The 24,713-nt window shown below is 63.3% G+C and carries 25 protein-coding genes and 1 pseudogene; 20 read left to right on the top strand and 6 right to left on the bottom strand.

Annotated features, from left to right (window positions below; genetic code table 11):
• Window positions 1-10: 10 nt before the first annotated feature.
• Window positions 11-1,114: a calcium/proton exchanger gene (gene cax / locus ACVIIW_RS20285; RefSeq protein WP_456702342.1), complete on the bottom strand. Its 1,104-nt coding sequence runs from the start codon at window positions 1,112-1,114 to the stop codon at window positions 11-13.
• Between the two features lie 199 nt (window positions 1,115-1,313).
• Between cax and ACVIIW_RS20280 the strand changes: the two genes are divergently transcribed.
• Window positions 1,314-1,670 (top strand): response regulator, encoded by a 357-nt coding sequence (locus tag ACVIIW_RS20280; RefSeq protein ID WP_456702341.1) that lies wholly within the window; start codon window positions 1,314-1,316, stop codon window positions 1,668-1,670.
• 173 nt (window positions 1,671-1,843) lie between these two features.
• On the opposite strand, the pseudogene ACVIIW_RS20275 reads toward ACVIIW_RS20280, so the two are convergent.
• Window positions 1,844-1,948 (bottom strand): annotated as a pseudogene (locus ACVIIW_RS20275) (metallophosphoesterase family protein); the annotation flags it as partial.
• 74 nt (window positions 1,949-2,022) lie between these two features.
• On the opposite strand from ACVIIW_RS20275, the gene ACVIIW_RS20270 reads away from it, so the two are divergent.
• Window positions 2,023-3,540: a CYTH and CHAD domain-containing protein gene (locus ACVIIW_RS20270; protein ID WP_456702340.1), complete on the top strand. Its 1,518-nt coding sequence runs from the start codon at window positions 2,023-2,025 to the stop codon at window positions 3,538-3,540.
• A 128-nt stretch (window positions 3,541-3,668) separates the two neighbouring features.
• Here ACVIIW_RS20270 and ACVIIW_RS20265 read toward each other — a convergent pair whose 3' ends face one another.
• Window positions 3,669-4,088, bottom strand: coding sequence for a cupin domain-containing protein (locus ACVIIW_RS20265; RefSeq protein ID WP_456702339.1), 420 nt, complete (start codon window positions 4,086-4,088; stop codon window positions 3,669-3,671).
• Between the two features lie 487 nt (window positions 4,089-4,575).
• On the opposite strand from ACVIIW_RS20265, the gene ACVIIW_RS20260 reads away from it, so the two are divergent.
• From ACVIIW_RS20260 to ACVIIW_RS20230, 7 genes are all read left to right on the top strand, one after another.
• Window positions 4,576-5,280, top strand: coding sequence for a hypothetical protein (locus ACVIIW_RS20260; protein WP_456702338.1), 705 nt, complete (start codon window positions 4,576-4,578; stop codon window positions 5,278-5,280).
• Window positions 5,281-6,079: 799 nt separating this feature from the next.
• Window positions 6,080-6,259 carry a hemin uptake protein HemP gene (gene hemP / locus ACVIIW_RS20255; protein ID WP_456702337.1) on the top strand — a complete coding sequence of 60 codons (180 nt, stop codon included), beginning with the start codon at window positions 6,080-6,082 and terminating at the stop codon, window positions 6,257-6,259.
• A gap of 287 nt (window positions 6,260-6,546) precedes the next feature.
• Window positions 6,547-7,416 carry a hypothetical protein gene (locus ACVIIW_RS20250; RefSeq protein ID WP_456702336.1) on the top strand — a complete coding sequence of 290 codons (870 nt, stop codon included), beginning with the start codon at window positions 6,547-6,549 and terminating at the stop codon, window positions 7,414-7,416.
• 11 nt (window positions 7,417-7,427) lie between these two features.
• Entirely contained in the window at window positions 7,428-7,874 is a 447-nt protein-coding gene (locus ACVIIW_RS20245; protein ID WP_456702335.1) for an FMN-binding protein, read from the top strand.
• Window positions 7,875-7,892: 18 nt separating this feature from the next.
• Window positions 7,893-8,714: an FAD:protein FMN transferase gene (locus ACVIIW_RS20240; RefSeq protein ID WP_456702334.1), complete on the top strand. Its 822-nt coding sequence runs from the start codon at window positions 7,893-7,895 to the stop codon at window positions 8,712-8,714.
• Window positions 8,715-8,759: 45 nt separating this feature from the next.
• Window positions 8,760-9,146 carry a hypothetical protein gene (locus ACVIIW_RS20235; protein WP_456702333.1) on the top strand — a complete coding sequence of 129 codons (387 nt, stop codon included), beginning with the start codon at window positions 8,760-8,762 and terminating at the stop codon, window positions 9,144-9,146.
• Between the two features lie 299 nt (window positions 9,147-9,445).
• Window positions 9,446-10,099, top strand: a complete 654-nt coding sequence (locus ACVIIW_RS20230; RefSeq protein WP_456702332.1) for a hypothetical protein — start codon at window positions 9,446-9,448, stop codon at window positions 10,097-10,099.
• Window positions 10,100-10,208: 109 nt separating this feature from the next.
• On the opposite strand, the gene ACVIIW_RS20225 is transcribed toward ACVIIW_RS20230, so the two are convergent.
• Window positions 10,209-11,639, bottom strand: coding sequence for a TAXI family TRAP transporter solute-binding subunit (locus tag ACVIIW_RS20225; RefSeq protein ID WP_456705206.1), 1,431 nt, complete (start codon window positions 11,637-11,639; stop codon window positions 10,209-10,211).
• Between the two features lie 257 nt (window positions 11,640-11,896).
• Between ACVIIW_RS20225 and ACVIIW_RS20220 the strand changes: the two genes are divergently transcribed.
• From ACVIIW_RS20220 to ACVIIW_RS20195, 6 genes are all read left to right on the top strand, one after another.
• Window positions 11,897-13,141: an MFS transporter gene (locus tag ACVIIW_RS20220; protein WP_456702331.1), complete on the top strand. Its 1,245-nt coding sequence runs from the start codon at window positions 11,897-11,899 to the stop codon at window positions 13,139-13,141.
• Window positions 13,142-13,206: 65 nt separating this feature from the next.
• Window positions 13,207-14,400, top strand: coding sequence for a M20/M25/M40 family metallo-hydrolase (locus ACVIIW_RS20215; RefSeq protein WP_456702330.1), 1,194 nt, complete (start codon window positions 13,207-13,209; stop codon window positions 14,398-14,400).
• Between the two features lie 18 nt (window positions 14,401-14,418).
• Window positions 14,419-15,447: an AraC family transcriptional regulator ligand-binding domain-containing protein gene (locus tag ACVIIW_RS20210; protein WP_456702329.1), complete on the top strand. Its 1,029-nt coding sequence runs from the start codon at window positions 14,419-14,421 to the stop codon at window positions 15,445-15,447.
• A gap of 393 nt (window positions 15,448-15,840) precedes the next feature.
• Window positions 15,841-16,017: a hypothetical protein gene (locus ACVIIW_RS20205; protein ID WP_456702328.1), complete on the top strand. Its 177-nt coding sequence runs from the start codon at window positions 15,841-15,843 to the stop codon at window positions 16,015-16,017.
• 121 nt (window positions 16,018-16,138) lie between these two features.
• Window positions 16,139-17,227, top strand: coding sequence for a mandelate racemase/muconate lactonizing enzyme family protein (locus tag ACVIIW_RS20200; protein WP_456702327.1), 1,089 nt, complete (start codon window positions 16,139-16,141; stop codon window positions 17,225-17,227).
• Between the two features lie 186 nt (window positions 17,228-17,413).
• A complete protein-coding gene (locus tag ACVIIW_RS20195) occupies window positions 17,414-18,562 on the top strand; it encodes an amidohydrolase (RefSeq protein WP_456702326.1) in 1,149 nt (382 codons plus the stop codon).
• A gap of 48 nt (window positions 18,563-18,610) precedes the next feature.
• Here the strand turns inward: ACVIIW_RS20195 and ACVIIW_RS20190 are convergent, their stop codons facing one another.
• Entirely contained in the window at window positions 18,611-18,835 is a 225-nt protein-coding gene (locus ACVIIW_RS20190; RefSeq protein WP_456702325.1) for a hypothetical protein, read from the bottom strand.
• Between the two features lie 327 nt (window positions 18,836-19,162).
• Between ACVIIW_RS20190 and ACVIIW_RS20185 the strand changes: the two genes are divergently transcribed.
• From ACVIIW_RS20185 to ACVIIW_RS20165, 5 genes are all read left to right on the top strand, one after another.
• Window positions 19,163-19,615, top strand: a complete 453-nt coding sequence (locus ACVIIW_RS20185) for an Hsp20 family protein (RefSeq protein ID WP_456702324.1) — start codon at window positions 19,163-19,165, stop codon at window positions 19,613-19,615.
• 104 nt (window positions 19,616-19,719) lie between these two features.
• Window positions 19,720-20,076: a hypothetical protein gene (locus tag ACVIIW_RS20180; protein ID WP_456702323.1), complete on the top strand. Its 357-nt coding sequence runs from the start codon at window positions 19,720-19,722 to the stop codon at window positions 20,074-20,076.
• A 211-nt stretch (window positions 20,077-20,287) separates the two neighbouring features.
• Window positions 20,288-21,715: a sodium:solute symporter family protein gene (locus ACVIIW_RS20175; RefSeq protein ID WP_456702322.1), complete on the top strand. Its 1,428-nt coding sequence runs from the start codon at window positions 20,288-20,290 to the stop codon at window positions 21,713-21,715.
• Window positions 21,712-22,896, top strand: a complete 1,185-nt coding sequence (locus ACVIIW_RS20170) for a sialidase family protein (protein ID WP_456702321.1) — start codon at window positions 21,712-21,714, stop codon at window positions 22,894-22,896. Before ACVIIW_RS20175 ends, ACVIIW_RS20170 begins: the two co-directional genes overlap by 4 nt.
• A gap of 4 nt (window positions 22,897-22,900) precedes the next feature.
• On the top strand, window positions 22,901-23,581 hold the full coding sequence (locus ACVIIW_RS20165) for an SDR family NAD(P)-dependent oxidoreductase (protein WP_456702320.1): 681 nt from the start codon (window positions 22,901-22,903) through the stop codon (window positions 23,579-23,581).
• Window positions 23,582-23,695: 114 nt separating this feature from the next.
• Here ACVIIW_RS20165 and ACVIIW_RS20160 read toward each other — a convergent pair whose 3' ends face one another.
• Window positions 23,696-24,532, bottom strand: a complete 837-nt coding sequence (locus ACVIIW_RS20160) for an ABC transporter substrate-binding protein (RefSeq protein ID WP_456702319.1) — start codon at window positions 24,530-24,532, stop codon at window positions 23,696-23,698.
• Window positions 24,533-24,713 lie beyond the last annotated feature (181 nt).

Raw genomic sequence — 24,713 nt, 5'->3', positions numbered from 1 at the left:
GTCCGATGTTTCAGACAGGACCATGGGAGCCCGGTGGAACCATGTAAAGTGTCATCGCGAAGATGGCATAGATACACAATAGCAGCGCACCGACAAACCAGGCCGACCGTCCACCGTTGGTGACGAAGCATGCGACGACGCTGGCGATCATCACCATGGTCACGGCGCCCGGCCAGAATTGCAGATCCATCGGCTTCGGTCCGACGAGATAGCTGAGGAGCACAAGGAGGGGCGCAACGAACAAGGCGATCTGGGAGGCACTCCCCAACGCAATGCTCACGCTCATGTCGAGCCGGTTCCGCCGAGCGGCCGAGAATGCCACGGCCATCTCGGCTGCCGCGCCGACAAGGGCGACGACGATGAAGCCGACGAACGCCGGTGTCATACCCAGTGTCTCGGCCGCCTTCTGGACCGACTCGACGAATATCTCGCTCACGAGCGCGACCAGAACGGTCACGACCAAAAGCGTCGGAACAGCTATCGAGATCGGCAGCACGAGGCCAGCCGCTTCGGCGTGCTCGCCGCTCGCAAACAGCTCCTTGTGCGTGCGCAGCGAGAACAACAGGCTGAGACCGTAGGCAACAATCAGGAGAACAGCCAGCGCTGCGCTCAGACGATGAACGGCGGCCTCGCTTCCTTGAAAGTTGAGGTCAGCGACCGCGGAGGGCGAAAGCAGGGCAATCGTGGCCATCAGGAGCAGCGCGGAGTGCAGCCGTCCCCCTGCGCGGTTATAGTCCTGCACGTGATGCCTCAGTCCGCCCAGAAGCAATGATGCTCCCAGCATGAACAGCGAATTGGTGACGATGGCGCCGGCGATGGACGCCTTGACCAGCATGTACTCACCGGCACGCAAGGCAGTCACCGCAATGATGAGCTCCGTCAAGTTCCCAAGCGTCGCGTTCAACAGCCCGCCGATGGCGTCACCGGTCTTCTCGGCAACGGCCTCGGTCGCGTGGCTCAACAGGCTTGCGAGCGGAACGACGGCGATCACCGCCAGGACGAACAGCAGCGTGTGCGCGTTCGGCATGAGGTGGGCCAACACGATGACCACGGGAACGAAGACCAGCAGCCACAGCAGCGGACTGTGCCGGATTTCCTTGAGCAGCAGGTTCATGGACCGCCCTCCTGCCCTATCCTGGCGACTGTGACCTGCCGGACGTTGATCTATCTCAACCGGCCGTTCCGGGAGGTTCGGACCGGACTCTCGAGACCCGAAACATTTGCAGGATCGCGGTTCGAGCAACTCGAGCCGGGTGCTGCGGAACATATTCGCCGCCTTGCACTTAACATTTGTTACGAAGCGAGGTGCAACCATGGGCCAATCGAAGCCGATCCGCCCGACCGCAATCGTCGTCGAGGATGACGACATCCAGCGCGAAATGCTGGCGATGCTGCTCGAGGACAACAACTTCGACGTGCTCCAGTGCGAGGACGCAGAGACCGCCGCTCTGGCGTTGAAAGTGCGGCATCCCAGCCTGATGGTCACGGATATCAATCTGGTCGGAAAGATGGACGGGGTGGATCTGGCGCACTTCGCCAAGCAGCATCATGCCGACGTGCGGATCATCGTGATCTCCGGCCGTCCGCTGCCCCGCCCCTTGCCGCCCGGTGCGAAATTCCTCACCAAGCCGGTCTATCCGGCAGCCCTTCTGACGGAAGCGGCGCCGTAGAAGAGGCATCCGCCGAAACCCTTCCCGCGTTGTGGTCCGCGGCGCGCGCAACATCGCGCCGCTGCTGAGCCGTCACTCCGCCGCGAGGACCCGGCGGTGACGGCAACGCTGATGATCATGTGAGGCGCGCGATGAGGAGCAATCAACCGAACCTCGGAGGAAAGAATCGCCTAACGCGCGTGCGGCGTGGCGACCTCGACCACATAAGGAACGGGCGCCCGCCCATCGTAACCAGGCAGTCCGACGCTGCCGGGATTGACGATCATGCGCGAGCGGCGCCCATGGAAATGACGGCCCCGGGCGGAACTTCCCGCGACTGCGCCACTTCTCCTCGGCAACGGGAAGTCGTCCGATGAACGCAGAAACGGAACTGAAATTCCAGCTTTCACCGGGGAAATTGTCGTCCGTGCTGCCCGACGACGCTTCGCGTCAGCGGCGCCGCGACACGTCGCGGCACACGCTCGTGTCGACCTATTTCGACACCCCCAAGCGCAAGCTCAGACGACATGGCCTGACGCTGCGGGTCCGCGAGGTCGACGGCCAGTTTGTCCAGACCGTGAAAGCGGGGGGCTCCGGCGGCATGACGCGCGGCGAATGGGAGGACGCAATTGCCGGCATGAAGCCGGACCTCGCCAAGACGAAGAATTCACCGCTCGGTGACCTCGCCCGCAGCAAGCAACTTGCTCGCAAGCTGAAGCCGGTGTTTCGGACCGATGTTCATCGTACGACCCAGGCAAGGCGGGTCCGAAGCAGCCGGATCGAGCTTGCAATCGATCGCGGCCGCATCGAGGTTGGGCGCCGCTCGCGTCCCGTTTCCGAGCTGGAGCTGGAATTGAAGTCCGGACAGCTCGCCGATTTGTTCCGTCTGGCGCGGACTCTCGAACGCAGAACGGGTGCCGAGCTCGATCTGCGCTCGAAGGCTGATCGCGGCTTCCAGCTCGCGACCGGAACCGGTTTGGGTGCGCAGCGCGCCGAGCCGATCACGTTGAAGGGGGCGCTGTCCCCTCGCGAGGCGTTTTCCGTGATCGCACATTCGACGATGCGGCAGATCACGGCGAACGCCGATCCGGTGCGCACGATGCAGTCCGAAGGGGTCCACCAGATGCGTGTCGGCTTGCGGCGGCTGCGAGCCGCCATCTCCCTGTTCAAGGACGTGCTGCCGCGCGCGAGCACCGCGCGCATCAAGGCCGAGCTGAAATGGCTCACGAACGAGCTGGCGCCGGCGCGCGAGATCGACGTATTCCTGAAGGAGAGCATCCAGCCGGTCGCCGAGCAGGGCGTCCCGAAGCGCGGCCTTCAAGCGATCCAGCGGAGGTTCGCCGGGCGGAGAGCGGAAGCCTTCGACCGCGCCCGCAACGCGGTCGCATCCGCCCGGTACCGCCGCATGCTGATCGACGTGCTGCAATGGATCGAGGCCGGACGTCCTCACACCGGCGACGATCGATCGATCGCCGCCTATGCCGCCGACGTGCTTGACCGGCGGATCCGGAAGGCGCGGAAGCAGGGCAGGCAATTGGCCGAGCTTGACCCGCGACAACGCCACAAGCTGCGCATCCGGATCAAGAAAATCCGCTATGCCGTCGATTTCTTCGAGAGCCTCTATCGCGGTCGCGACCAGAACGAGCTCGCGTCCCTCTCGGGTGTGTTGAAGCGGATCCAATCCGCGCTGGGATCGCTCAACGACTTCATGGCACACCGCGAGCTGGCGACGCAGGCCGCCTTGACCGCGCCGCCGGCGAACCGGCGCGCGCAGGCTTTCGTGTCAGGCTTCATCGCCGGCGAGGAACGTGAGGCAGCACGTGGCCTGATGAAAGATGCCGCAAAGGAGCTGCATCGGTTGCACCGGCTGCGCATCGCGCCGGCCGGATGATCTTGGAGAACCGGATGGCAACCGTGGGGTCCTCTCCGTGGCAAGTTTGATCCCGCTTGCCACTCCCCACCGTCGCAAGAAAGGACATCCGGCGGCGCCAGCCTCGGGCCAGCAGCCGAAGTGCAATCTTACTCCGAAATGGCGACGGATGACGCCGCAGCGATCTTCGGCGCGTTCCGCGCGATTACGGACTTGATCTTGTTGAACACATGGATGGCGATACCGATCGGGGAATGGCGCAGGAAGGCGATCTTCCTCACATAGCCCTGAACGTGCCATTTGGCGTGCGCGCCTCTGCGAAAAATGAGCACATCGCCAACCCCATAGCGCTTCGGCGGCATCCCCTCGCTCTCAAGCATTATCCATCCTTCGAGGATCACGCTCGTCTCGTCACGATCGTAGTACCAGTTGAATTTGCCCTCGGTGCACGACCAGATCACGGTTTTGGCAGTGTTGCATGCGTTCGCCGACAGCAGGCGCAAGCGGGCTTCCGGATTGCCTTCAATGATCCAGGATGGCTCGATCGGCGACGGCGCCAGATCATCCATTCTCCAATTCCAAATTTCAATTGGCACAGGCATTGGTCCAACACCTCCGAATTCACATGACTTCAAACATGCCCGTAGCGCTGGCTGCCGACTTTTCCCGGGCGCCTGCATCATTGGATTTTAGGCGAAAGGCGTGAAGAGCCAAGTTGTCGCAAGAGAGCCTTTCATCGTCGCTCTGAAGGGGTAGTCATTCTCCGCTCAAAAAAATAGGAACCAAACTACAAATCCGTTTCGCAAAGCCGAGGCAGAAGAGGAGCCGCTGCCTGCTCTGGCGGATCATCACCTTGGAACGCGCGTCTGCCAGAGTTCCCTGCTCCTTCATGTCCGCTTTGGATATGTCCGAGTGGATCACAACCGTGGATTTAGTCCCGTGCGGAACTCGAAGAACGGCGAAGTCGGTCGTCTGTCGTGGACCTCTCGATGGGGGGTACTCCTTCTGACTGGTCATTCCCTCGCGACTTTGCAGTAGACTCTTTGAGGACTGGAGGTGGACCTGAGTGCGGCGGCCCGTCGTGGCGGGCGTTCTGGCTGCGCGCGAACTGAAGCGACATCGGGTGCCCAGGTGCAGAACATGCGATCCAGACCGGCAAAATCGTGGATCGGCTTGGCCTTTGCAGCCAACCTGCTTTTGGCGGCTATCATACTCGTGGTCCGCGGCGCCGACGTTCACGGCACCAATGCCGCACTTTTCGCGACAGGACGCCTCCAGTTCCTCTGGTTCTTGGCGGCATATGCTGGAGGGCCATTGACGACGCTGTTTGGCGCGACGTTTCTGCCGCTGAAGCAGCGTGGGCGCGAGCTTGGCCTTGCCTTCGCAGCCGCACTCATTGTTCATCTCGCCCTTGTCAGCTGGCGTTGCTGGATTGGCGCAGTCCCGACCCTGGCCGTGTTCATCCGTTTCGGAGCCGCCGCGGCTTTGACCATTCTTCTTGCAGTTCTCTCCTTTGGAAACCTGCACGCGCTGCTCGCCCCAAAGAGCTGGAAATTACTGCGAATCATCGGAATGAATTACATTCTCTACGTGTTCCTCGTCGACTTCCAAGATCCGTTGAATCGAGGAATCATCCTGTATTTGCCCTTCGACGTGATGGCCACCGCTGCCGCCTTGCTGCAGCTGGCGGCTTGGGGCGTCCAGCTACGCTCCGCTCGAGCGACGGTCGGAGCCGTGACGCGGGACCCGGCACAATCTTGATGACATTGCGACGAGCAAAGCAGGTCGAGTCAGCGCCTTCAAAACCGCAGGCGAGATCAAGCGGCCAGATGATCTGCTCGAATGCCGGTTGCCGGCCTGTCAAGCCTGGGTGTCATGTCGAGCAGCGGGAGCATTCCAGCACATCCGTTAACGCCGCTACAGACGTGTGCGACTAGCCCTTGGCGATGGCCGCATTTCAGAACTCGAGCCAAAGCTTGAAGCGTGGTCAGCGAACTGGGTGTGTACTGATTGAGCGACGGGCCGACGGAAGTCGCAGAACGGACAGGCGCAGAGAGCGCCGAGCGGCGAGTTGGGCCCAAGCCTACGCCGTCGTATCGAAAACGGCGGGATTTTTCCGTACAGTGACTGACGAAACTGGCAGTCGGATCGAGGCACGGCACGCTTGGCAGTTGATCTCGCCTCCTCGAGGCTCGCAGGCAGATCTAGAGTTCTTCCAAATCCTGAATGCGAGTGCAGAGCGCAGCTGCGTTGTGCTGAGCTTCCCTAGATCGTTGATCGCGCTGGCTTTAGCGAGCGCGATATTTGGAAACGCGCTTCAGCGGAAGTCTCGACAATTAGATTGATTCCAGGTGAGCTATATTGTCTCAGGCAGCCTCTACAGTTTATCTCCATCAGAAGTCGAACTGATTGCTCGCGGAGTCGAGTTGCGAACTCCACCGGGCAACCAGTGGCGAGACTGAAGAATCTGAGATTGGACGGACACGTCCGGCCGACGGGTTTTCGCGATCGCGTCGGTGGCCGAGATGTCTGTTGGGTGACGAATGTGCGCGGGACGCCAATGACCGACAAGTCACCTCACGGCGGGGGATTGCTCGCTGTGCAATTTTCACCACCCGCGCCGCGCACGATCAGTAGCCGCGACCTCCTGCAAGGCGAGAGGCTACTGATCATTAGGCATGACGAGGAGAACTATCGCCTGCAGTTGACGGCGGCGGGCAAGCTCATTCTGACGAAGTAGAGGCCGCCGGCCGTGAATCGGGAGATTCCGAGCCGCCGCGGATAAGGCAATTCACGTTCCCAGCCAGCCACCTCTGCGCGCAGAGGAAGCCAGCCACAGAACAAATCTTGGCAAGAGCCCAAAAGGGGGTGGCGATGATTGGAAGACTGCACCTGGATTCATTTCGAAAGTCGACGGCGCAATCCGGCAGGGAGGCGCGACGTGGGTGTCGGTCGAAGCCGGCGAGACGCAGGAGCGTTCCGGCTCGCCGCTACGTACGCTGCGCATTGCTCGCGACGACACTGTGGTTGGCCGGTTCAGCCGCGTTCGCCGAAGAATCCGCTTTCGCCTTCGTCTACACCACCGATCTCCTGCCGCAGGGTGGCAAGGAGGTCGAGCAATGGGTGACGTGGCGGCATCAGAAGAACAGTGGCACCTATGACCAGATCGAGGGGCGAACTGAATTCGAATATGGTCTCGCCAGTAACTTGCAAGCCGCGATCTATCTCAACTATGCCTGGACGCAGGCCTATCACAACGGTCCGTTCGGCGCGACGACACCACCGGAACAGTTCTCGGATTACGCGGCCGGGCCGGACGATTTCTTCAATGCAAAGCGCTTCACCGGCGTCTCGGGCGAGTTGATTTACCGGATCCTCAGTCCCTACACCGACGGCATCGGGCTTGCGCTGTACACCGAGCCGACGGTGGGTCCGAATTTCTTCGAGGTGGAAAACAAGATCATCGTCCAGAAGAACTTCATGGACGATCTCCTGACCGTGGCGTTCAACTTCACCTGGGCGCCAGAGTTCCGCAACACGTTGGCTGATCCAACTGACCCTACTTCTGCCAGAAGCTGGGGCATGGAGACCGACATCAATTTCGGTTTCGCGGCCTCCTACCGATTTATGCCGAACTGGTCGGCGGGCTTCGAATTCATGAACGAACACGAGGTCAATAGCTTTTGGTTCAATCACGAGTCGAACAACGGCTACTATCTCGGCCCCACCTTGCACTATGGCGGCGAACGCTTCTTCCTGACGGCAACCGCGCTCTGGCAGATGCCCTGGGCAACCAATCATACGGACACAGTTCCGGGCGCTCTGGTAAACGGTTACATCGGGGACAACGATTTCGAAAGATTCCGCTTCCGGATGAAGGCCGGCTATACGTTCTGAGGGGCTGAGTTATGAAAGCGAGTCATTGGGTTTGGCTTCCGGTCGCAGCGATCTCCACGCCTGCCTATGCGGCGACCTATTTCTCCGTCGAGCAGGCGCAGCATGCGATTTTCCCGGGGGCGACGTTCTCTACCACCGGGCAGCCGAACACGTGGCGCACGTCCGGCGGCGGCTATTTCGTCGTCGAGCGCGTGGTGGGCAAGCACGAATACATCACCGTCGCAATCGGCATCAATCCGAACGGAACGGTCAAGCAGATCGAGATCATGGACTACCGGGAGTCCTACGGCTACGAGGTGCGCGACGCCTCATGGCGCGCGCAATTCGTCGGCAAGAGCGCAAGCTCACCGCTGCAACTCGGCGCCGACATCAAGAACATCAGCGGCGCGACGCTGTCATCCAAGCACATCACCGATAGCGTCAAGCGAGTCCTGCAGAATTTGAAGGCCAAAGGATGAGCAGGGAATGAGCATCCGATGAGACGCGCGCGTCCGCTGCTGGGAACGTTCGTCGAGATCGAGGCCACTGGCCTGGCCGAGCCGGTTCTGGAGCGTGCGGTCGACGCCGCATTCGCGGCGATCGAGCGGGTTCATCGCCTGATGAGCTTCCACGATCCGGACAGCGACCTGTCGCGTCTCAACCGCCATGGCGTATCGGGGCCGGTGGCTGTCGATCCCTGGACGATGAAAGTCCTGCATCGGGCGCGCATTCTGTTCGATGCGACGGAAGGCTTGTTCGACTGCGCTGTCGGCTACGAGGCGATGCGACGCGGGCTGCTACCGTCGCAAGGCCTCGATGACATCGAGGGTGGAACGTTCTCGGCGGTCTCATTCCTGTCCGACAACAGGATCAGATTCTCGACGAGGGTCGGCCTCGATCTCGGAGGCATCGCGAAGGGATTCGCGGTCGATCGCGCCATCGGGATGTTGCGTGCCCACGGCGTGCGCGGCGCGTTGGTCAATGCCGGCGGCGACATGCGCGTCATCGGCGAAACGGCGCAGCCCGTCTACATCCGCTGCGGACGCGATGATGGTCATGTCATGCAGGCAGGCTTGCTGCGCAACGCCGCGATCGCGACATCCGCGGCCGACGGGACCGTGCGCAAAGGCCCCCTGCCAACTTCGGAGCTGTCGCCCCCGGACGCAGCCTATTCGGTGGTAGCGCGAACATGCCTGCTGGCCGACGCGCTCACGAAGGTTCTAGTCCAGATCGGACGCACGGATGCGAATTACTTCGCCAGGTTCGGCGCACTGGCCTTCATCACGTCGGGCGGTGCGGTCGTCGAAACGGCGGCTTGACGGATGCGTCTTGGATTCTGGCAGAGAACGGCGGTGTTCGCGAGCATGACAGCTGTCAGCCTGTCCGGCCTGGCCTGGTTCTTCCTGCATGATATCGCTACCGGTGATTTCAGCGGTGCCGCGCACCTCCTGCTGACGTTGCACGGCATTTCGTCCTACGCCGTGCTGGTCGGCGTCGGCTCGCTGCTGCCGCTGCACGTCCGGGCGGGATGGCGGAGCCGGCGCAACATTGTCACCGGCACCTTGGTGACCGCAACCATGACGGTTTTGTGCGTGACCGCGCTGATGCTGTACTATGGTGAGGAAGAGACGCAAGGAGTGGCGAAATGGGTCCACCTGGTGTTCGGCTTTGGTTGTTTGGTCCTTTTTCCTGCGCATGCCTTTCTGAAAGCAAAAGCAAGGGAAGCCGAGTTGCGGACTGAGCCGACCTGAGGGCGATCGCCGGACTCGGTCGCGAAGGGCGATGTGTGGACGAACAGTCGTACAGCATCAGGCGGCAGAGACAAAGGCTCCCTGAGCAAGCGTTGGTTAGAAATGTCGACAACGACGCCGTGATCTGACCCAACCAGTGCCGCCGGGACCCCCGCCTTCAGTTTAGGATGAAGGAGGAAGTGTAATATGGATCATCTGATCGTATAGTTGATTCAAGCGAATGCCGGACACCCGGTTGGAGCAGGGTTGCATCGGCGCGTGATGTGGGACGAGAGTCCTCACTGGTAAGGACCAACTGCATGACCAAGATAGTGAATTTGGCTCTACTCTCGTCCATGGTATTGTTGACGTCGAGCATGCGGGGACCGGCGGAAGCCCAGCAAAGCAGCATGGGTTTCTTCATAACCAGTGTCGGTCTTGGAAAGGGCGGCGACCTCGGTGGGCTCGACGGGGCGGATCGACATTGCCAGACCCTCGCCCAGGCCGCGGGCGCGGGCGGCAAGACATGGCATGCCTATCTTTCGACGCAGGGGCCGGGCGCGATCAACGCCAAGGACCGGATAGGTAGCGGTCCTTGGTCCAACGCCAAGGGCATCCAGATCGCGGCAAACGTGGCCGACCTGCACAGCGACAACAACAAGATCAACAAAGAGACCGGACTCGACGAGAAGGGCATGGTGGTCAAGGGACGCGTCGACAATCCCAATCAACATGACATGCTCACCGGCACACAACAGGATGGCACGGCCATTCCGGGTGCCGACGCGACTTGCAGTAACTGGACCAGCAGCACTGACGGACAGGGCAGCGCGATCGTCGGACACCATGACCTGATCGGCAACACTCAGGGTCCCAATTTGTGGAACTATTCGCACAAGACGCCGGGTTGTTCCCAGGCGAACTTGCAGCGCGTCGGCGGCGCGGGATTGTTTTACTGCTTCGCCACCAACTGAGCGGCTGGATCGCGATCCGCACATCACTCGTGCCAACGCCTGAGGCTGAGCACCCGGGCATCCGGCCGGTCCGGCTTGTCGAGCCGACCGAGAGGATCGGAAAAGCAGATTACGTGCCGCCTGATCCTCGCGCCATTGTCGTTGCCGCTCGCACCGTCTCGACATTGGCACGTGGCAACGTCGCCCGCCTCTCGGCGATGGCGTTGCGCAACAGATCGAGAACCAGCCCGAATGCCGCGAGTTCCTCTTCCTCGATTGCGCCGTCGTCGTAGCACGCGAGTGTTTCACGGATGATCTCGTCGGCCTCATGCTGCAGAGTCAGGAGCTGCTGGTTGGACTCCGCGGTCCGCGCAGTGGAAACCATCGCCAGGATTTTCTTGCGATGGCTGGTGTTTTCCTCCCTTTCGTCGCGGTTCAAATAGCGGCGCAGCCAGGCGGCCGCCGAGCCGATGCCGGAGAGAAGCAGGAGCCCGAACCAGAAGTAATCGCCGTAGCGGTCGAGAAAGCTGCGTTCATTGCCGTCGATCACGGCCGCCGCTCCCCGATGCACCGGCAACTCGGTGTCCTTCTCGAGGTCGGGCTTGGTGATGTGAGAGGCGCCAGGAACCTGCTTCGCGATCGCCTGACGAACGGCAAAGAGCTGCCGGAAGAAAGCGGCGACCGTCGTTTCGGACAGGGTCTTTCTCGCCACGATGAGGTGGCTCACGCTGACCGTCTCGACCTTGTCATCCGGCCAAGCCGGGTCCGCATTGAAGACGCTCGGCGGAATTTCCTCGGATTCATACCGGGGATGCTTCAAGGCGATCGCTTCCGATGTCTCGATGGCGAGAAACTTCGGCTCGCCTCGTATCCGCGCCGTTGCGGCGATGGCATCAGAAGTGATTTTGCTGTCGAGCGGCCCGACCGCCATGAATGCATCGAGCTGGAGGTCGCGCGCCAGTTCGTCGAGGTGGTCCGTGCCAAAATGCGTCACGGTGACCTTGTCCGCCTCGATCCCGGAGGCGCTCAGGATGACTCGCAGCAACGCGGCATTCGCCGCGGTTTTCCCGATGATACCGATATGACGCCCCGCGAGATCGGCAACCTCCTTGATTTTCGGCGTCTGCTTTCTTTTCGAGGTCCTGGTTCCACGTCCGGACGGTGTCCACAGAACGGCGAAGTTCTTGCGCAAGACCGCGACGGTCTGTGCTTCGGCGGGCATGTCCAGGTCGCCGCGGCCAACGGCCAGATCGGCCTTGCCAGCTCCAAGCAGGGCAAGGGACTCCACCGCTCCCGCGGTTTTGATCGGCGACAGCCTGACGGTCCGGCTCTCGGTGCTGAAGGCATCGGCCATCGCCTGAATGACCTTGTCGTCGTCGCTGCCAGCCGGTCCAACGGCGATCCGGAGCGTGTCCGGCCGCAACACGAAATAAAGTGCACCCGATGCCACGGCAAAAACAAGAAATCCAACCCCGAGAACCAACAATAAGGAATTGCGTCTTCTCCGCACTCGGCGGGCCGCGTCACTGGTTGTCTGGCTTGCACTCTCGGACACAGACATCACCGCTGCCAATCGCAGATGCTTCCCGTCACGCCACCTTCTCCCGAGTACAACGTCCTGACGGCCGCCGCGGTTCATCGGCCCGAGGCCTGGAATGGCCGCCACCCGGGATGGCGGCACGTGGTGGACGGCTCTCAAGCCCCTCGTGATCTGTCCCCAGGTCTGGTCGGCCCTGCGCCAGCGCCTCGCCCCCAGCTGTTGGCATGGGCCGTCCGATCGTGTAACGGCACGAAAAAGCGCGTTGGGACGGGACGCTGATGAGTGCGGTTGCGACTGAAGAAGTGGGAAACGGCACCCGCGCACTGATCCTTGCGCTGCTGGCGCTGGCCTGCGGGCACATGCTCTCGACCTTGCTGCGCACCATTCCGGCGGTCAGCCTCGACCTGATGGCCGCGGATTTCCGGATGGAGCCGCAGGCACTGGCGAGCCTGACCTCGGTCTATCCCTTCGCCTTTGCCGCCGCGCAGATTCCGGTTGGCGCTGCGATGGACCGCTTCGGCGTGCGGCCGGTGTCGCTGAGCCTGCTTGCGGGAACCGTGATCGGTGCGATCGCCTCGGGCTTTGCCACGGGGCCTTCGAGCTTCGCGATGGGGCAAGTGCTGCTCGGCATCGCCACCTCAGGCATGCTGACGTGCCCGATGACGCTGGCAGCCAAGCAATTGTCGGCGGCGCGGTTCGGGCTGTGGTCGGGCGCGATCCTCTCGATCGGCAATATCGGCATGCTGTTGTCGTCGAGCCCGCTGGCCTTCGTGGTCGATCATTACGGCTGGCGCGCCGGGTTCTGGATCGCAGGCCTCGGCGGCGTCCTCGTCGCGCTCGCCGTCTTCACGCTGGTGCCGAGCCAGCCGGCCGAGCACAAGGACGATTCCTCAGCCCTGTCGCAGATGATCGCGGTGCTCAGGCTCGGCTTGTCGCGGCCCTTGCGCGGCCTGATCGCGCTGGCGCTGGTGTCGCTGTCGAGCTCGCTGGTGCTGCGCGGCCTGTGGGGCGGCCCGTGGCTGATGGACATCAAGGGATTGTCGCGGGTCGAGGCCGGCAATCAGCTGGGCGCGTTCACGCTGGCGATGATCGCCGGTCCGCTTCTCGTCGGCATGATCGACCGCAAGCTCAGTCGTCGCCGCGAGCTGGTGGCAAGCACGCATATGATCGGAGGTTTGCTGCTGGCCCTGATGGCGCTCGGCGCGCCGCATGATGCGGTCTCGATGCTGTTCGGCGTGGCTGTAATGCCGCCGCTCTATGATCTCGTACTGTTCGTGCTCATTGGCATCGCGACCTCGGCGCAGCCATTGCTGTTCGGCATGTCGCGGCAGCTGGTCGACGCGCAGACCGCGGGGAAGGCGCTCGCGGCGATCAATCTCGCCTTCTTCCTCGGTGCCGCCTTGATGCAATCGGTCACCGGTGCGGTGGCGGCATTCGCGGGGCTGCCGGCGGTGCTGCTGTTCATGGCCGCGGCGCTGCTGCTGGGTGCAACGATCTTCCTCGCCTCTACGCGCAGCGTCTGAGGCCCTTGCACAACGCATCGACGCGGGAGATGCTGGCGCAACCGTCCAGCAAGGGAATGATTTTCATGCCTGTCGACACCAAAGCCGCGACCGACCGCCTCATGCGCTTCCTCTCCGTGGAAGGCATCACCGGACAGGAGGCGGCGATCGGGCGGGAGCTCACGGCCGCACTGAAGGACAGCGGCGTGCCGGCAAAGGCGATCCGGCTCGACGACGCCAACACCCGCATTCCCGTGCCGACCGAAACAGGCAATCTGATCGTCGACCTGCCCGGCCGCGGCGCGCTGCACAACCAGCCGCGCATCATGTTCATGACCCACATGGACACCGTGCCGCTCTGCGCCGGCGCCAAGCCGAAGAAATCCGGCCGCAGAATCGTCAACTCCGCCAAGACCGCGCTCGGCGGCGACAACCGCTGCGGCTGTGGCGTGCTGGTGACGTTAGCGGCGGAGCTGGAAAAGCAGAAGCTCGATCATCCACCGATCACGCTGTTGTTCTGCGTGCGCGAGGAAAGCGGGCTCTATGGCGCGCGCCACGTCAAGCTGGACGAGCTGGGGTCACCGGTGATGGCGTTCAACTATGATGGCGGCTCGGCCTCCAACGTCGTGATCGGCGCCGTGGGCGCGGACCGCTGGACGGTCGAGATCATGGGCCGCGCCTCGCATGCCGGCGTCGCGCCGGAGCGCGGCATTTCCGCCACCATGATCATGGCGCTCGCGCTTGCCGACGTGAAGGCCGGCGGCTGGTTCGGCAAGGTGGTGAAGGGCAAAAGACAAGGCACCAGCAATGTCGGCCCCGTCACCGGCGGCGCAGGCCGTCCCGCGGGCGATGCCACCAACGTCGTCACCGACTACGTGCATGTGCGCGGCGAAAGCCGCAGCCATGACGGAAAATTCTTCAAGGAGATCACCAAGGCCTACAAGGCCGCCTTCGAGAAGGCGGCGAAGAAGGTGACGAACGCCCAGGGCAAGTCCGGCAGGGTCAAGTTCAAGGCCGAGACCGATTATTATCCGTTCCGCATGAAGGACAGTCAGCCCGTCATCAAGCGGGCGGTCGAGGCGGTATCTGCCGTCGGCGGTACGCCGAACGTCCGCACCGCCAATGGTGGCCTCGATGCCAACTGGATGGTTCGTCACGGCATTCCGACCGTGACCTTCGGCGCGGGGCAGAACGAGGCGCACACCATCGACGAGTGGATCAATCTCGACGAATATGACCGGGCGTGCGCGCTGGCCGTGCAGCTCGCGACGATGCGGTGAGCTGGCTGAGAGGCCGTCATGCGCAGCCGATCGGCGAACGGCTTGAGCTCAATCCTCAGCGCGACCGGCGGTATCGCCCGCCTCGCCTGCGCCTATCTGCGCCGCAAAGGCAGGGATCCGGCGCCGGTGCTCGAGCAAGCGGGCCTCACGCTCCAGGACATCGCGGATCCCAAGTGCCGCGTCGCCGCCGCAGCGCAGGTCAGGTTGCTCGAGCTGGCAGCCGCGGAGCTGGAAGACACGCATTTCGGCTTGCACCTCGCGCGCGACTTCGAGCTCGGCGAGATCGGTCTGGTTTATTACGTCATGGCGTCGTCCGAACATCTGGCGGACGCGCTTGCGAACGCTGCGCGGTATTGCGCGATCAACAATGAGGGCGTGCGATTGGAGGTGTCCGCCGGCCGCACGCTTTCGATCGGGCTGGAATACCTCAACCTCGATCGTCGCTTCGGTCGTCATCATGCTGAATTCTGGGTGGTGACCCTGGTGCGCATCGCGCGTGCGTTGACCGGCGGCAGGGTCTCACCAAAACAGATCACATTGAGATACGGCAGGCCACAGCTCCGCCCCGGCATCGACCTTGGCTGCGCCATCGACTATGGCGCCAATCGGGACGAGATCGCGTTTCCCGAACAGAGTGCCGCACTGCGGGTCGCGGGCGCTGATACCCATCTGAACCGGATACTGCTTGAGTATGCCGATGAGGCCTTGGGCCGACGCAAGGCGCAGCGCAGCAGCTTGCGCTCGCGCGTCGAGGACGAGCTGATCCAGCTGCTCCCCAATGGCAAGGCCAACGTGTTGGAGGTGGCGCGCCGCACAGGAATGAGTGGTCGCACGCTTGCCCGCGCTCTCTCGGACGAGGGCACGACGTTTTCCGCCGTGCTTTCCGAGTTGAGACAAGCCCTCGCCAAGCGCTATCTGCGCGATCAAGACCTGCCGATCTCGGAAATCGCCTGGCTGCTGGGCTATCGGGAAGTCAGCTCCTTCAGCCACGCCTTCACCGGCTGGACGGGAGTGACGCCGCGGCAATTCCGGACTGCGGGCTCCTGATGTCGCGCCGCTTGGCGCGAAATCCCAAAATATGGGCAGAAACCGACAAGAAAGCCCGGGGTGAAGGCTCTATTGAGTTGGCCGTGTTCTGAGGTCAACGGCGGCGGCGCGGGTTCATGCACCAATCTCTCGAAAGAACGCCGCCGCGATGTTCGCGCTGCGGCTCCGAAACGCTCCGCCTGATCGTACGGTACAGCGATCCGCGGACGGACCACATCGTGCGCCTGTTCAAGTGCCGGTGCGGCAACGAAGTTCGAGACGAAGGGGCTTCGACATGAGGTCCTGGGACGCCTGGTTCACGGCCTCGCTCGTGTGGGTCTTGCTTCTGCTCGCCATGGTCATCTGGATCGCAGCGGCAGTCTGACGAACGGAACGTTCGCATCGAGACCGGTCATGAAGGATTTTGTCAGTTCGCTGGAGAAGCTGCGCAAGGACGCGGCTGAGGCGGCCTTGATCCGCGACCTCGCCACCCAGACCTCCAAGCGAGACCTGTTCGACCGGTTGCATCGGCACTTCAGCCGGCTGGCCGACGAGGTCGAGCGGGCGATGAAGCAGGCGCGCCGGCCGTAACGGATCGATCCGGGCGGCCGCGCGGTTCCCGCGCGCATGAGGACGCAGCAGCATTGCCGCGAACGCAGTTGCCCGAGGCTCCACGTCAGCCTAGCCTGCAACGAAAATGCAGGGAGCAAACATGCCGCGCATCGCTGATATCGAATCCGGGCTCTACCGGATCCCCCTCCCCGTTACGCTGTCGGATTCCACCCATGGCGACATGTCGGCTTTCGAGCTGATCACCTGCCGCGTGCGCGATGCCGATGGCGCGGAAGGCACTGGCTACACCTACACGGTCGGGCGCAACGGCGGCGCCGTCGCAGACATTCTCAAGCGCGAGATTCCGCCGCTACTCGAGGGGCGCGAGGCTGAGGACACGGAAGCCCTCTGGCATCACGTCTGGTGGGGCCTGCATTATGGCGGGCGCGGCGGGCCCTCCGTGCTCGCGCTGTCCGCGCTCGACATCGCGCTGTGGGATTTGAAGGCGCGGCGGGCGAAGCTGCCGCTGTTCCGGCTGCTCGGCGGTTTCGATGCGCGCGTGCCGTGCTACGCCGGCGGCATCGACCTCGATCTGCCGGTCGAGGCGCTGTTGAAGCAGACCGACGGCAATCTCGCAAAGGGCTTTCGCGCCATCAAGATGAAGGTGGGCCGGCCCGACCTCAAATCCGACCTCGCACGCGTCGCGGCGATGCGCCAACATCTCGGCGACGGCTTTCCGCTGATGGCGGACGCGAACATGAAATGGACGGTGGAGGAAGCGATCCGCGCCGCCCGCGCCTTCGCAGCCCACGATTTGACCTGGCTGGAAGAACCCATCATCCCTGATGATGTCGCCGGCCACGCGCGCATCGTGCAGGCCGGCGGTGTGCCGATCGCGGCGGGTGAGAATCTGCGCTCGCTGTGGGAGTTCAAGAACTACATCGCATCAGGCGCGGTGTCCTATCCCGAGCCCGACGTCACCAATTGCGGCGGGGTCAGCGCCTTCATGAAGATCGCGCGGCTGGCGGAGGCCTTCAACCTGCCGGTCACCAGCCACGGCGCGCACGACATCACCGTGCATCTGCTCGCCGCCTGCCCGAACCGCTCTTATCTCGAGGCGCACGGGTTTGGGCTCGACAGGTACATCGAGCATCCGCTGCTGCTCGAAGACGGCAAGGCGCTGGCGCCGGACCGCGCGGGACACGGCATCAGCTTTGACTGGAAGGGGCTAGCTAAGTTGGCGGCGTAGGGCGGCTCCGCGGCCGGAGGTGCGCCCCCCGCTTGCGGGAGAGGTGAAGTGGAGGACGCGGCGCGGTCGTCTGCCCAGCAATCATCGAACCTGCCGATGCACGCGAGGCATTCCGAGGCACTTGATGCGGCACGCGGATAATCGGCTAGAGTGGTGACGGCCGTCATCATGCGAGAGATTCCTGCCTTGACCCCAGAGCTGCACCAGACACTGACCACGTGGCGCCGGCATCTGCATGCCTGCCCCGAACTGTCCTTGCAGGAAAAAGCGACCGCCGCCTTCGTGCAGGAGCGGCTCACCGAGTTCGGCATTCCCTTCGAGGCCAATATCGGCGGCCACGGCGTGGTCGCGACGCTGACGCGCGGATCGGCGCAAGGGCGCGTCGGCTTGCGTGCCGACATGGATGCACTGCCCATCACGGAGCATACTGGGCTGGCCTACGCCTCGAAAAATCCGGGCGTGATGCATGCCTGCGGACATGACGGGCACACCGCCTCGCTGCTGGGTGCGGCCGCGCTGCTGGCGGCGGACACGGACTGGAGCGGAACCGTCGATTTCATCTTCCAGCCGGCCGAGGAAGGTTTTGGCGGCTCGCGCGCGCTGGTCGCTGCCGGGCTGTTCGAGCGCTTCCCGATGGATCGCGTGTTCGGCTTCCACAACTGGCCCGGATTGGAGGCCGGCACCATCGCGGTCCACGACGGCGTGGTGATGGCGTCAGGCGGACGCGTCACCATCACCATCGAGGGCCATGCGGGACATGCCGGCATGCCGCATCTGACGCGTGATCCGGTGGTGGCGGCCGGCCATCTGATCGTGGCGATGCAGGGGATCGTGTCGCGCAGCGTCGATCCGCTCGACACCGCCGTGCTTTCGCTGTGCACGATCGAGGGCGGCACCGCGCCCAATCAAATCGCGGGCAAGGTCGTGATCCGCGGCACGCTGCGGCATCATCGCAACGACGTGAAGGACGTCATCCTGGCGCGGATCGGCGAGATCTGCGCCGGCATCGCCACGAGCTTCGACGTCAAGGTCACCCCTGATATCGTCATGGGCGTCGGCGCCACGGTCAATTCGACGGAGGAAGCGGGCCTCGCGCGCATGGCCGCTGAGAAGGTGCGGGCACCGGTCAGGCGCGATCTCGCGCCCAGCATGGCCGCCGAGGATTTTGCGTTCTATCTCCAGCACCGGCCCGGCGCGTTCGTGTGGATCGGCAACGGGCCCCTGCGCGACGGCGCCGAACTACATGGCCCGCGCTACGATTTCAACGACGCGATCCTCCCGGTCGCATCGAGCTGGATGGCGGAGGTCGCCAAGACGGCGCTGTCGGCGAATTAGAGCGGCGCGTGCTCACGCCGGTGCGGACCAGGAGATTGCGTAAGTCGTTCATCGTTCGGCTCCCCGAAGGGCGGGGCGCGCCGAGTCTCTCGGTAGTGTAAATGCGGCGGGAAGAGCCTCGGCAGCGAGAGCTTGGAGGGCGGCCTGCTCCTCGGCAAGGCGCCGCTCGATGAATTGACGTTCAAGCTCCGACAGCTTCGTCTTCAGCAGGCGTCGATAGCGGGAGATGTTGTTTCGGTGCGTGCGAATGCGGGCCAATTCCAGATCGAGCATCGTCGTCGCTCCTGACGGTCTTTCAAAATCCTTTTCGATTGTCCAGGGTGGAAGGGCAGACTTCCGGCGCAAAAAAATATTCGCGCCTCTTGTGCTGTCAAGATTCTCTCACATCGCTCGTTCGGGTTCCCAAGCCGCCTCTCAATTTTTTTTACTGCCCCCTCTTGCAAGGCTCTTCCGTCGCTCTAAGTCGTTTTTCGCCGCGAGAGCGGTGTGCCGGATGCCCGCCAGGGGTCCGGTGCGGGCGCCGGGCCGGGGTCCGCCGGATTCGGTCTGAACCCCGTCTTGCGCTCCTTCTTAACCATCTTGCTCCTAGGAGGACTTGGTATGAGGACCACCTTTGACTTCGCGCCCCTCTGGCGCTCCACCATCGGCTTCGACCATCTTGCCGACCTCGTGGACAGCACGTTGCGTCAGGCCGGCGAAGAGAACTATCCCCCCTACAACATCGAGCGCTTCGGCGAAGACCAGTACCGGATCACACTTGCCGTGGCAGGCTTTGGCGCCAACGACATCACGGTGACTGCCGAACAGAACACGCTGACCATCGAGGGCAAGAAGCCCGAGTCAGCCTCCGGCGAATATCTGTACCAGGGTATCGCGGCGCGGCCGTTCCGTCGTGTGTTCAATCTCGCCGACTACGTTCAGGTCAAGCAAGCCGCTTTCCAGGACGGTCTCCTGGTCATCGATCTCCTGCGCGAGATTCCAGAGGCCATGAAGCCGCGCCGCATCCAGATCGCGAGCACGCCGCCGCAGATTGACCAGCAGAAGGCGGCCTGAGCGTCGAAAGCTCTGCCATTACGGACCAGCATGGCGGACGGCGCGGCTCGCCGTCCGCCGGTGACGGCATCCCTTTTTGAAAGGAGTGGTGAGGGAGACGACCGATGAATGCCAAAGCGTCAATGAATGCCAAAGCGAACGTGACCGGTTTCAAGCCGCTATTCCATCCCGCAGCACACTATGCCTCTGCGAGCGCCGTTCTCGACGACGCCGGTCTTTCAACGCCGGAAAAACGGATCATCCTGTCGTCCTGGGCTTCGGATATGTACGCCGTCGAATCCCAGCCCGCGCTACGCGAGATCCCCGGCATGGGCCATCCGATCCGACTGACGGACATCCTCGCTGCACTGCGCAAGCTCGATGACGACGATCCGCCGCCGCGCGGCGGCGCGGCCATGCGGTTGCGGCGGCCATCGGCCGCCGCCTCGGGCACTGAGCCCGCTCACGTCGGCACGACGTAACATCCGCCTCGCTGGAACCTCATCAATATCAGGAGGAGATGACCGTCCGCCGGGTCGCCGCCCCGCGGGCGCGGACGCGTGCGCTTGACGCATCGCCCGCGGGCGGGTTTAATGAACTCCAACAACAATTGTTCGCATTCCGAACATTTTGCATGCCGGGCAGAAGCGGGCCTCGACACCGCATCCCGCGCCACCAGAGGAAACGTTGGAGATGCAAGCCCTGCTCAACGGCGAAAGCACGCTCATCGTCACGATGATCGTAGCCTACATCGCCTTCACGTCCTGGCTCACGCTGAAGCTGCGCAGCCGAACCAGCGATCAGTTCATGACCGCGTCGCGCGCGATGCCCGCCGTCGTCGTCGGCGTGCTGATGATGAGCGAATTCGTCGGCGCCAAATCGACCGTGGGCACGGCACAGGAAGCGTTCCAGTCAGGCATGGCGGCCGGATGGGCCGTGCTCGGCGCCTCGATCGGCTTCCTGCTGTTCGGCCTCCTGATGGTGAAGAAGCTCTACAATTCCGGCGAATACACCATCTCGGCTGCGATCGCGCAGAAATACGGCAGGTCGACCATGCTCACCGTCTCCGTGATCATGATCTACGCGCTGCTGCTGGTGAATGTCGGCAATTACGTCAGCGGCGCGGCTGCGATCGCCACCGCGCTGCATGTCAGCCTGCCGGTCGCGATGTGCGTCATCGCCGTGGTCTCGACCTTCTATTACGTGTTTGGCGGGTTGAAGGGCGTCGCCTGGGTGACGATCCTGCACAGTGCCTTCAAGGTCGTCGGCGTCATCATCATCTTCGCGGTCGCGATGTCGCTCACCGGCGGCATCGCGGCGATGCAGGCCAAGCTGCCCGCCTATTATTTCAGCTGGGACGGCAAGATCGGCTTCACCACCATCTTCGCCTGGACGTTCGGCACCGTCGGCGCGATCTTCTCGACGCAATTCATCGTGCAGGCGATCTCCTCGACCCCGAGCGCCGATGAGGCCCGCAGGGCGACCTATTACGCGGCGGCGTTCTGCCTGCCGCTCGGCTTCCTGCTCGCGCTGATCGGCGTCGCCGCAAAATATCTCTACCCTGACATGAACAGCCTCTACGCGCTGCCGGTGTTTTTGGAAAAGATGCCGCCGCTGGCCTCCGCCTTCGTGACGACGTCGCTGGTCGCGTCGATCTTCGTCAGCGTCTGCACCGTCGCGCTCGCGATCGCCTCGCTGGTGGTACGCGACTTCTACGTGCCCCATTGGCAGCCGACGCCGGAGCGCGAGCTGAAGATGACGCGTGTGTTCTCGGTTCTGATCGCGATCGCGCCGCTGCTCTTCGTGTTCTTCATTCCGGAGATCCTGAAGCTGTCGTTCTTCACGCGCGCGCTGCGCCTGTCGGTCACGATGGTGGCGATGATGGGCTTCTATCTGCCGCTGTTCGCCAGCAATCGCGGCGCCACCGCGGGCCTGATCGGCGCCGCAATCTCGACCACGGTCTGGTACCTGCTCGGCAACCCCTTCGGCATCGACAACATGTACATCGCCGCCGCGACCCCGCTGCTGGTGATGGCGATCGAGCGCGTGGCGATGGGCCAGGCCCCCGCCATGCCGCAGGCCGCGCAACCAAATGCATTCGTCGAAAGGACTTCGACATGATGGCCGACCTCGAGATCGCCGCCGACGGCGCCGTGCGTCAGGCCACCGGCGACCCTGACAGGTTCGACGCTTTCATTCCCTCGCCCTGCGTGCAGAACCACGCCGCCAATCTGATGCCGCTCGCCAATGGCGATCTCGCCTGCGTCTGGTTCGGCGGCACGCAGGAGGGCATGTCCGACATCTCGGTGTATTTCTCGCGGTTGCCCCGCGGCGCGACAGAGTGGTCAGAGGCGGAAAAGCTGTCCGATGATCCCGGCCGCTCGGAGCAGAACCCCGTGCTGTTCCCTGCTCCCGGCGGCACGCTGTGGCTGATGTGGACGGCGCAGCTGGCCGGCAACCAGGATACCGCCATCATCCGCCGCCGCCTCTCGCACGACAACGGCAAGAGCTGGAGCCCGATCGAGACGCTGTTCCCTGAATATCGCGGCCGCGGCACCTTCATCCGCCAGCCGATCGTCGTGCTCGACAATGGCGACTGGCTGTTGCCCGTATTCTATTGCCACAGCACGCCGGGCCGGAAATGGAACGGCGACGGGGACACCAGCGCGGTGAAGATCTCTTCCGATGCGGGCGCCACCTGGCGCGACATCGAGGTGCCGGGCAGCCGCGGCTGCGTGCATATGAGCATCGCGCGCCTCGACGACGGCTCGCTGCTGGCGATGTATCGCAGCCGCTGGGCGGACAACATCTATCAAAGCCGCTCCACCGATCACGGCCGCAGCTGGTCGGCGCCCGAAGCGACCGCACTGCCCAACAACAACTCCTCGATCCAGCTGACCCGGCTCGACAACGGCCATCTCGCGCTGGTCTTCAACGATTCCAGCGCCAAGGATGCGACCGGCCGCCGGCTCTCGCTCTATGACGAAATCGAGGACGATCTTCCGCCCGTGCTCGCCGGCGACGGCGGCAACGCGGACGGACGCACCGCGTTCTGGGGCGCGCCAAGAGCGCCGATGACGCTGGCGATCTCGACCGACGGCGGTCGCTCGTGGGCCAAGCGCGATGTCGAGACCGGCGACGGCTATTGCATGACCAACAATTCGCGAGACCAGACCAATCGCGAGCTGTCCTACCCTAGCGTCAAGCAGACCGCCGATGGCGCGATCCACATGGCCTTCACCTTTCATCGCCGCGCGATCAAACATGTGAGGGTGACCGAAGCGTGGGTGAAGCAGGGCTGAGGCGATGGACAAGAGGCCGCACGCGCTCGTCACCGGCGCCAGCTCAGGCATCGGCGCGGCGATCGTCGAGCGCCTGCTGCGCGACGGCTGGCGCGTTACCGGTATCAGCCGGCGCGCTGTAACGTTCGATCATCCGGCATTCGAGCACTTGTCGCTGGATCTCGCCGATGTCGATGCGATTGCAGCCGCCGTCGCCGATCTCGCGCCGACCGCGCTGGTTCATGCGGCCGGCATGCTGAAAGTCGCCCCGCTCGGATCGCTCGACCATGACGCGGGCGCCGCGATGTGGCGGCTGCATGTCGACGCGGCCGAACGCCTCGCCGATGCGCTGGCGTCACGCTTGCCGCAGGGCGGCCGCATCGTGTTCATCGGCAGTCGCACCGCAGCTGGCGCAGCCGGCCGAGGTCAATATGCCGCGACAAAAGCCGCGCTGGTCGCACTCGCGCGATCCTGGGCAGGTGAACTGGCGTCCCGCGGCATAACAGTGAATGTCATTGCGCCCGCAGCGACCGAAACGCCGATGCTCCACGATCCGACGCGCGCCAACGTCACACCAAAGCTGCCACCGATCGGCCGCTTCATTCGGCCGGAGGAAGTCGCGGCTGCCGTCGCCTTCCTGCTTTCGGCGGATGCGGCCGCCATCACCGGGCAGCAGCTCGTGATCTGCGGCGGCAGCTCGCTTTGAGCCAAGGCATGTACTCCTCAAGCGGCAGGCCGACTGATATTCAACTTCGAACACCGGATCGAGACCGGACATTCCCTGAGCGTCGCAACCGGGCCATCAACGGAAGTCGCTGGCCTATTCGATGACTTCGTCCGCGAGCGCCGCCAGGGTCGACGGAATTTCGAGCCCTATCGACCTCGCAGTCTTTAGATTGATGACGAACTGGTAGCGTGTTGGCTGTTCCACCGGGAGGTCGGCCGGTGTCGTACCCTTGAAAATGCGATCGACCATCGCTGCAGCGCGTTCGAAGGATTCGCTTGAATCGGCTCCATAGGACATCAAGCCGCCGTCGCGAACGATCGATTCTGCCTCGTAGATCGCCGGCAGCCGGTGTGTGGCAGCATAGTCGATCACTCGCTTGCGATTGAGCAGAGTTAGTGAATCCGAAACCATCAAAATGGCGTCGGGCGGATCGCGCGTCATCGCCTCGAAAGCTTCGTTGAAGTCATCGGGTTCCCGAACGCCAAGCGGCTGAACTGTAATTCCGAGCCCCTGCGCAGCCTTTGCTGATGTCTCGTAACGCATCGACATGCCGAGATCATCCTTATTCCAAATCATCGCGACGTGGTGAAGTCGGGGCAACAAGGCCGTCAGCAAGGAAAGGCGTTTGGTGGAAAGTGTCGATGCGTCATCCGCTATTCCTGTCACGTTCCCGCCCGGATGCGCGAGACTTTCGACCAGGCCGGTCTTGACCGGATCGCCGGAGCCGGACGCCAGGACCGTCGGAACCCCCGATACTTTGGCGGCGGATGCTGCCGGATAGCTGATCGTGACAACAACGTCCACTCCCGCGGCCTTGAGCTCCTGCATCAGCTGCGGAACCAGCTCAAGCTTGCCCGACGCGCCACGCGCCTCGTGGACCAAATTGCGTCCAATCACGTAGCCACGTTTCGCCAGTTCGTTGAAGAACACCTCACCACGATCCGCTGCAGCAGAGATTGGGGGGCCCGCAGTAAGTGTCCCAACGCGATAAATCCTCGCGGTCTGAGCACGCGCGGCAAGGGGGCAAGCTGCTGCCACGCAGCTTACAAGAGCAAGGAACTCCCGTCGTCGCATGTCCGCCTCCCAGGTACGAACGGCCAGTGTATCCGTC

Source organism: Bradyrhizobium sp. USDA 4449, assembly GCF_054056275.1.
Note: the sequence above shows the minus strand (reverse complement) of the source record. Positions and strands in the feature narration are given on the sequence as shown.

What these genes read in the sequence shown, in the direction of transcription:
- cax (WP_456702342.1), bottom strand. Translation starts at nt 1,114, where the DNA reads ATGAACCTGCTGCTCAAGGAAATCCGGCACAGTCCGCTGCTGTGGCTG.
- ACVIIW_RS20280 (WP_456702341.1), top strand. Translation starts at nt 1,314, where the DNA reads ATGGGCCAATCGAAGCCGATCCGCCCGACCGCAATCGTCGTCGAGGAT.
- ACVIIW_RS20270 (WP_456702340.1), top strand. Translation starts at nt 2,023, where the DNA reads ATGAACGCAGAAACGGAACTGAAATTCCAGCTTTCACCGGGGAAATTG.
- ACVIIW_RS20265 (WP_456702339.1), bottom strand. Translation starts at nt 4,088, where the DNA reads ATGGATGATCTGGCGCCGTCGCCGATCGAGCCATCCTGGATCATTGAA.
- hemP (WP_456702337.1), top strand. Translation starts at nt 6,080, where the DNA reads ATGACCGACAAGTCACCTCACGGCGGGGGATTGCTCGCTGTGCAATTT.
- ACVIIW_RS20245 (WP_456702335.1), top strand. Translation starts at nt 7,428, where the DNA reads ATGAAAGCGAGTCATTGGGTTTGGCTTCCGGTCGCAGCGATCTCCACG.
- ACVIIW_RS20240 (WP_456702334.1), top strand. Translation starts at nt 7,893, where the DNA reads ATGAGACGCGCGCGTCCGCTGCTGGGAACGTTCGTCGAGATCGAGGCC.
- ACVIIW_RS20235 (WP_456702333.1), top strand. Translation starts at nt 8,760, where the DNA reads ATGACAGCTGTCAGCCTGTCCGGCCTGGCCTGGTTCTTCCTGCATGAT.
- ACVIIW_RS20230 (WP_456702332.1), top strand. Translation starts at nt 9,446, where the DNA reads ATGACCAAGATAGTGAATTTGGCTCTACTCTCGTCCATGGTATTGTTG.
- ACVIIW_RS20225 (WP_456705206.1), bottom strand. Translation starts at nt 11,639, where the DNA reads ATGTCTGTGTCCGAGAGTGCAAGCCAGACAACCAGTGACGCGGCCCGC.
- ACVIIW_RS20220 (WP_456702331.1), top strand. Translation starts at nt 11,897, where the DNA reads ATGAGTGCGGTTGCGACTGAAGAAGTGGGAAACGGCACCCGCGCACTG.
- ACVIIW_RS20215 (WP_456702330.1), top strand. Translation starts at nt 13,207, where the DNA reads ATGCCTGTCGACACCAAAGCCGCGACCGACCGCCTCATGCGCTTCCTC.
- ACVIIW_RS20210 (WP_456702329.1), top strand. Translation starts at nt 14,419, where the DNA reads ATGCGCAGCCGATCGGCGAACGGCTTGAGCTCAATCCTCAGCGCGACC.
- ACVIIW_RS20205 (WP_456702328.1), top strand. Translation starts at nt 15,841, where the DNA reads ATGAAGGATTTTGTCAGTTCGCTGGAGAAGCTGCGCAAGGACGCGGCT.
- ACVIIW_RS20200 (WP_456702327.1), top strand. Translation starts at nt 16,139, where the DNA reads ATGCCGCGCATCGCTGATATCGAATCCGGGCTCTACCGGATCCCCCTC.
- ACVIIW_RS20190 (WP_456702325.1), bottom strand. Translation starts at nt 18,835, where the DNA reads ATGCTCGATCTGGAATTGGCCCGCATTCGCACGCACCGAAACAACATC.
- ACVIIW_RS20185 (WP_456702324.1), top strand. Translation starts at nt 19,163, where the DNA reads ATGAGGACCACCTTTGACTTCGCGCCCCTCTGGCGCTCCACCATCGGC.
- ACVIIW_RS20180 (WP_456702323.1), top strand. Translation starts at nt 19,720, where the DNA reads ATGAATGCCAAAGCGTCAATGAATGCCAAAGCGAACGTGACCGGTTTC.
- ACVIIW_RS20175 (WP_456702322.1), top strand. Translation starts at nt 20,288, where the DNA reads ATGCAAGCCCTGCTCAACGGCGAAAGCACGCTCATCGTCACGATGATC.
- ACVIIW_RS20170 (WP_456702321.1), top strand. Translation starts at nt 21,712, where the DNA reads ATGATGGCCGACCTCGAGATCGCCGCCGACGGCGCCGTGCGTCAGGCC.
- ACVIIW_RS20165 (WP_456702320.1), top strand. Translation starts at nt 22,901, where the DNA reads ATGGACAAGAGGCCGCACGCGCTCGTCACCGGCGCCAGCTCAGGCATC.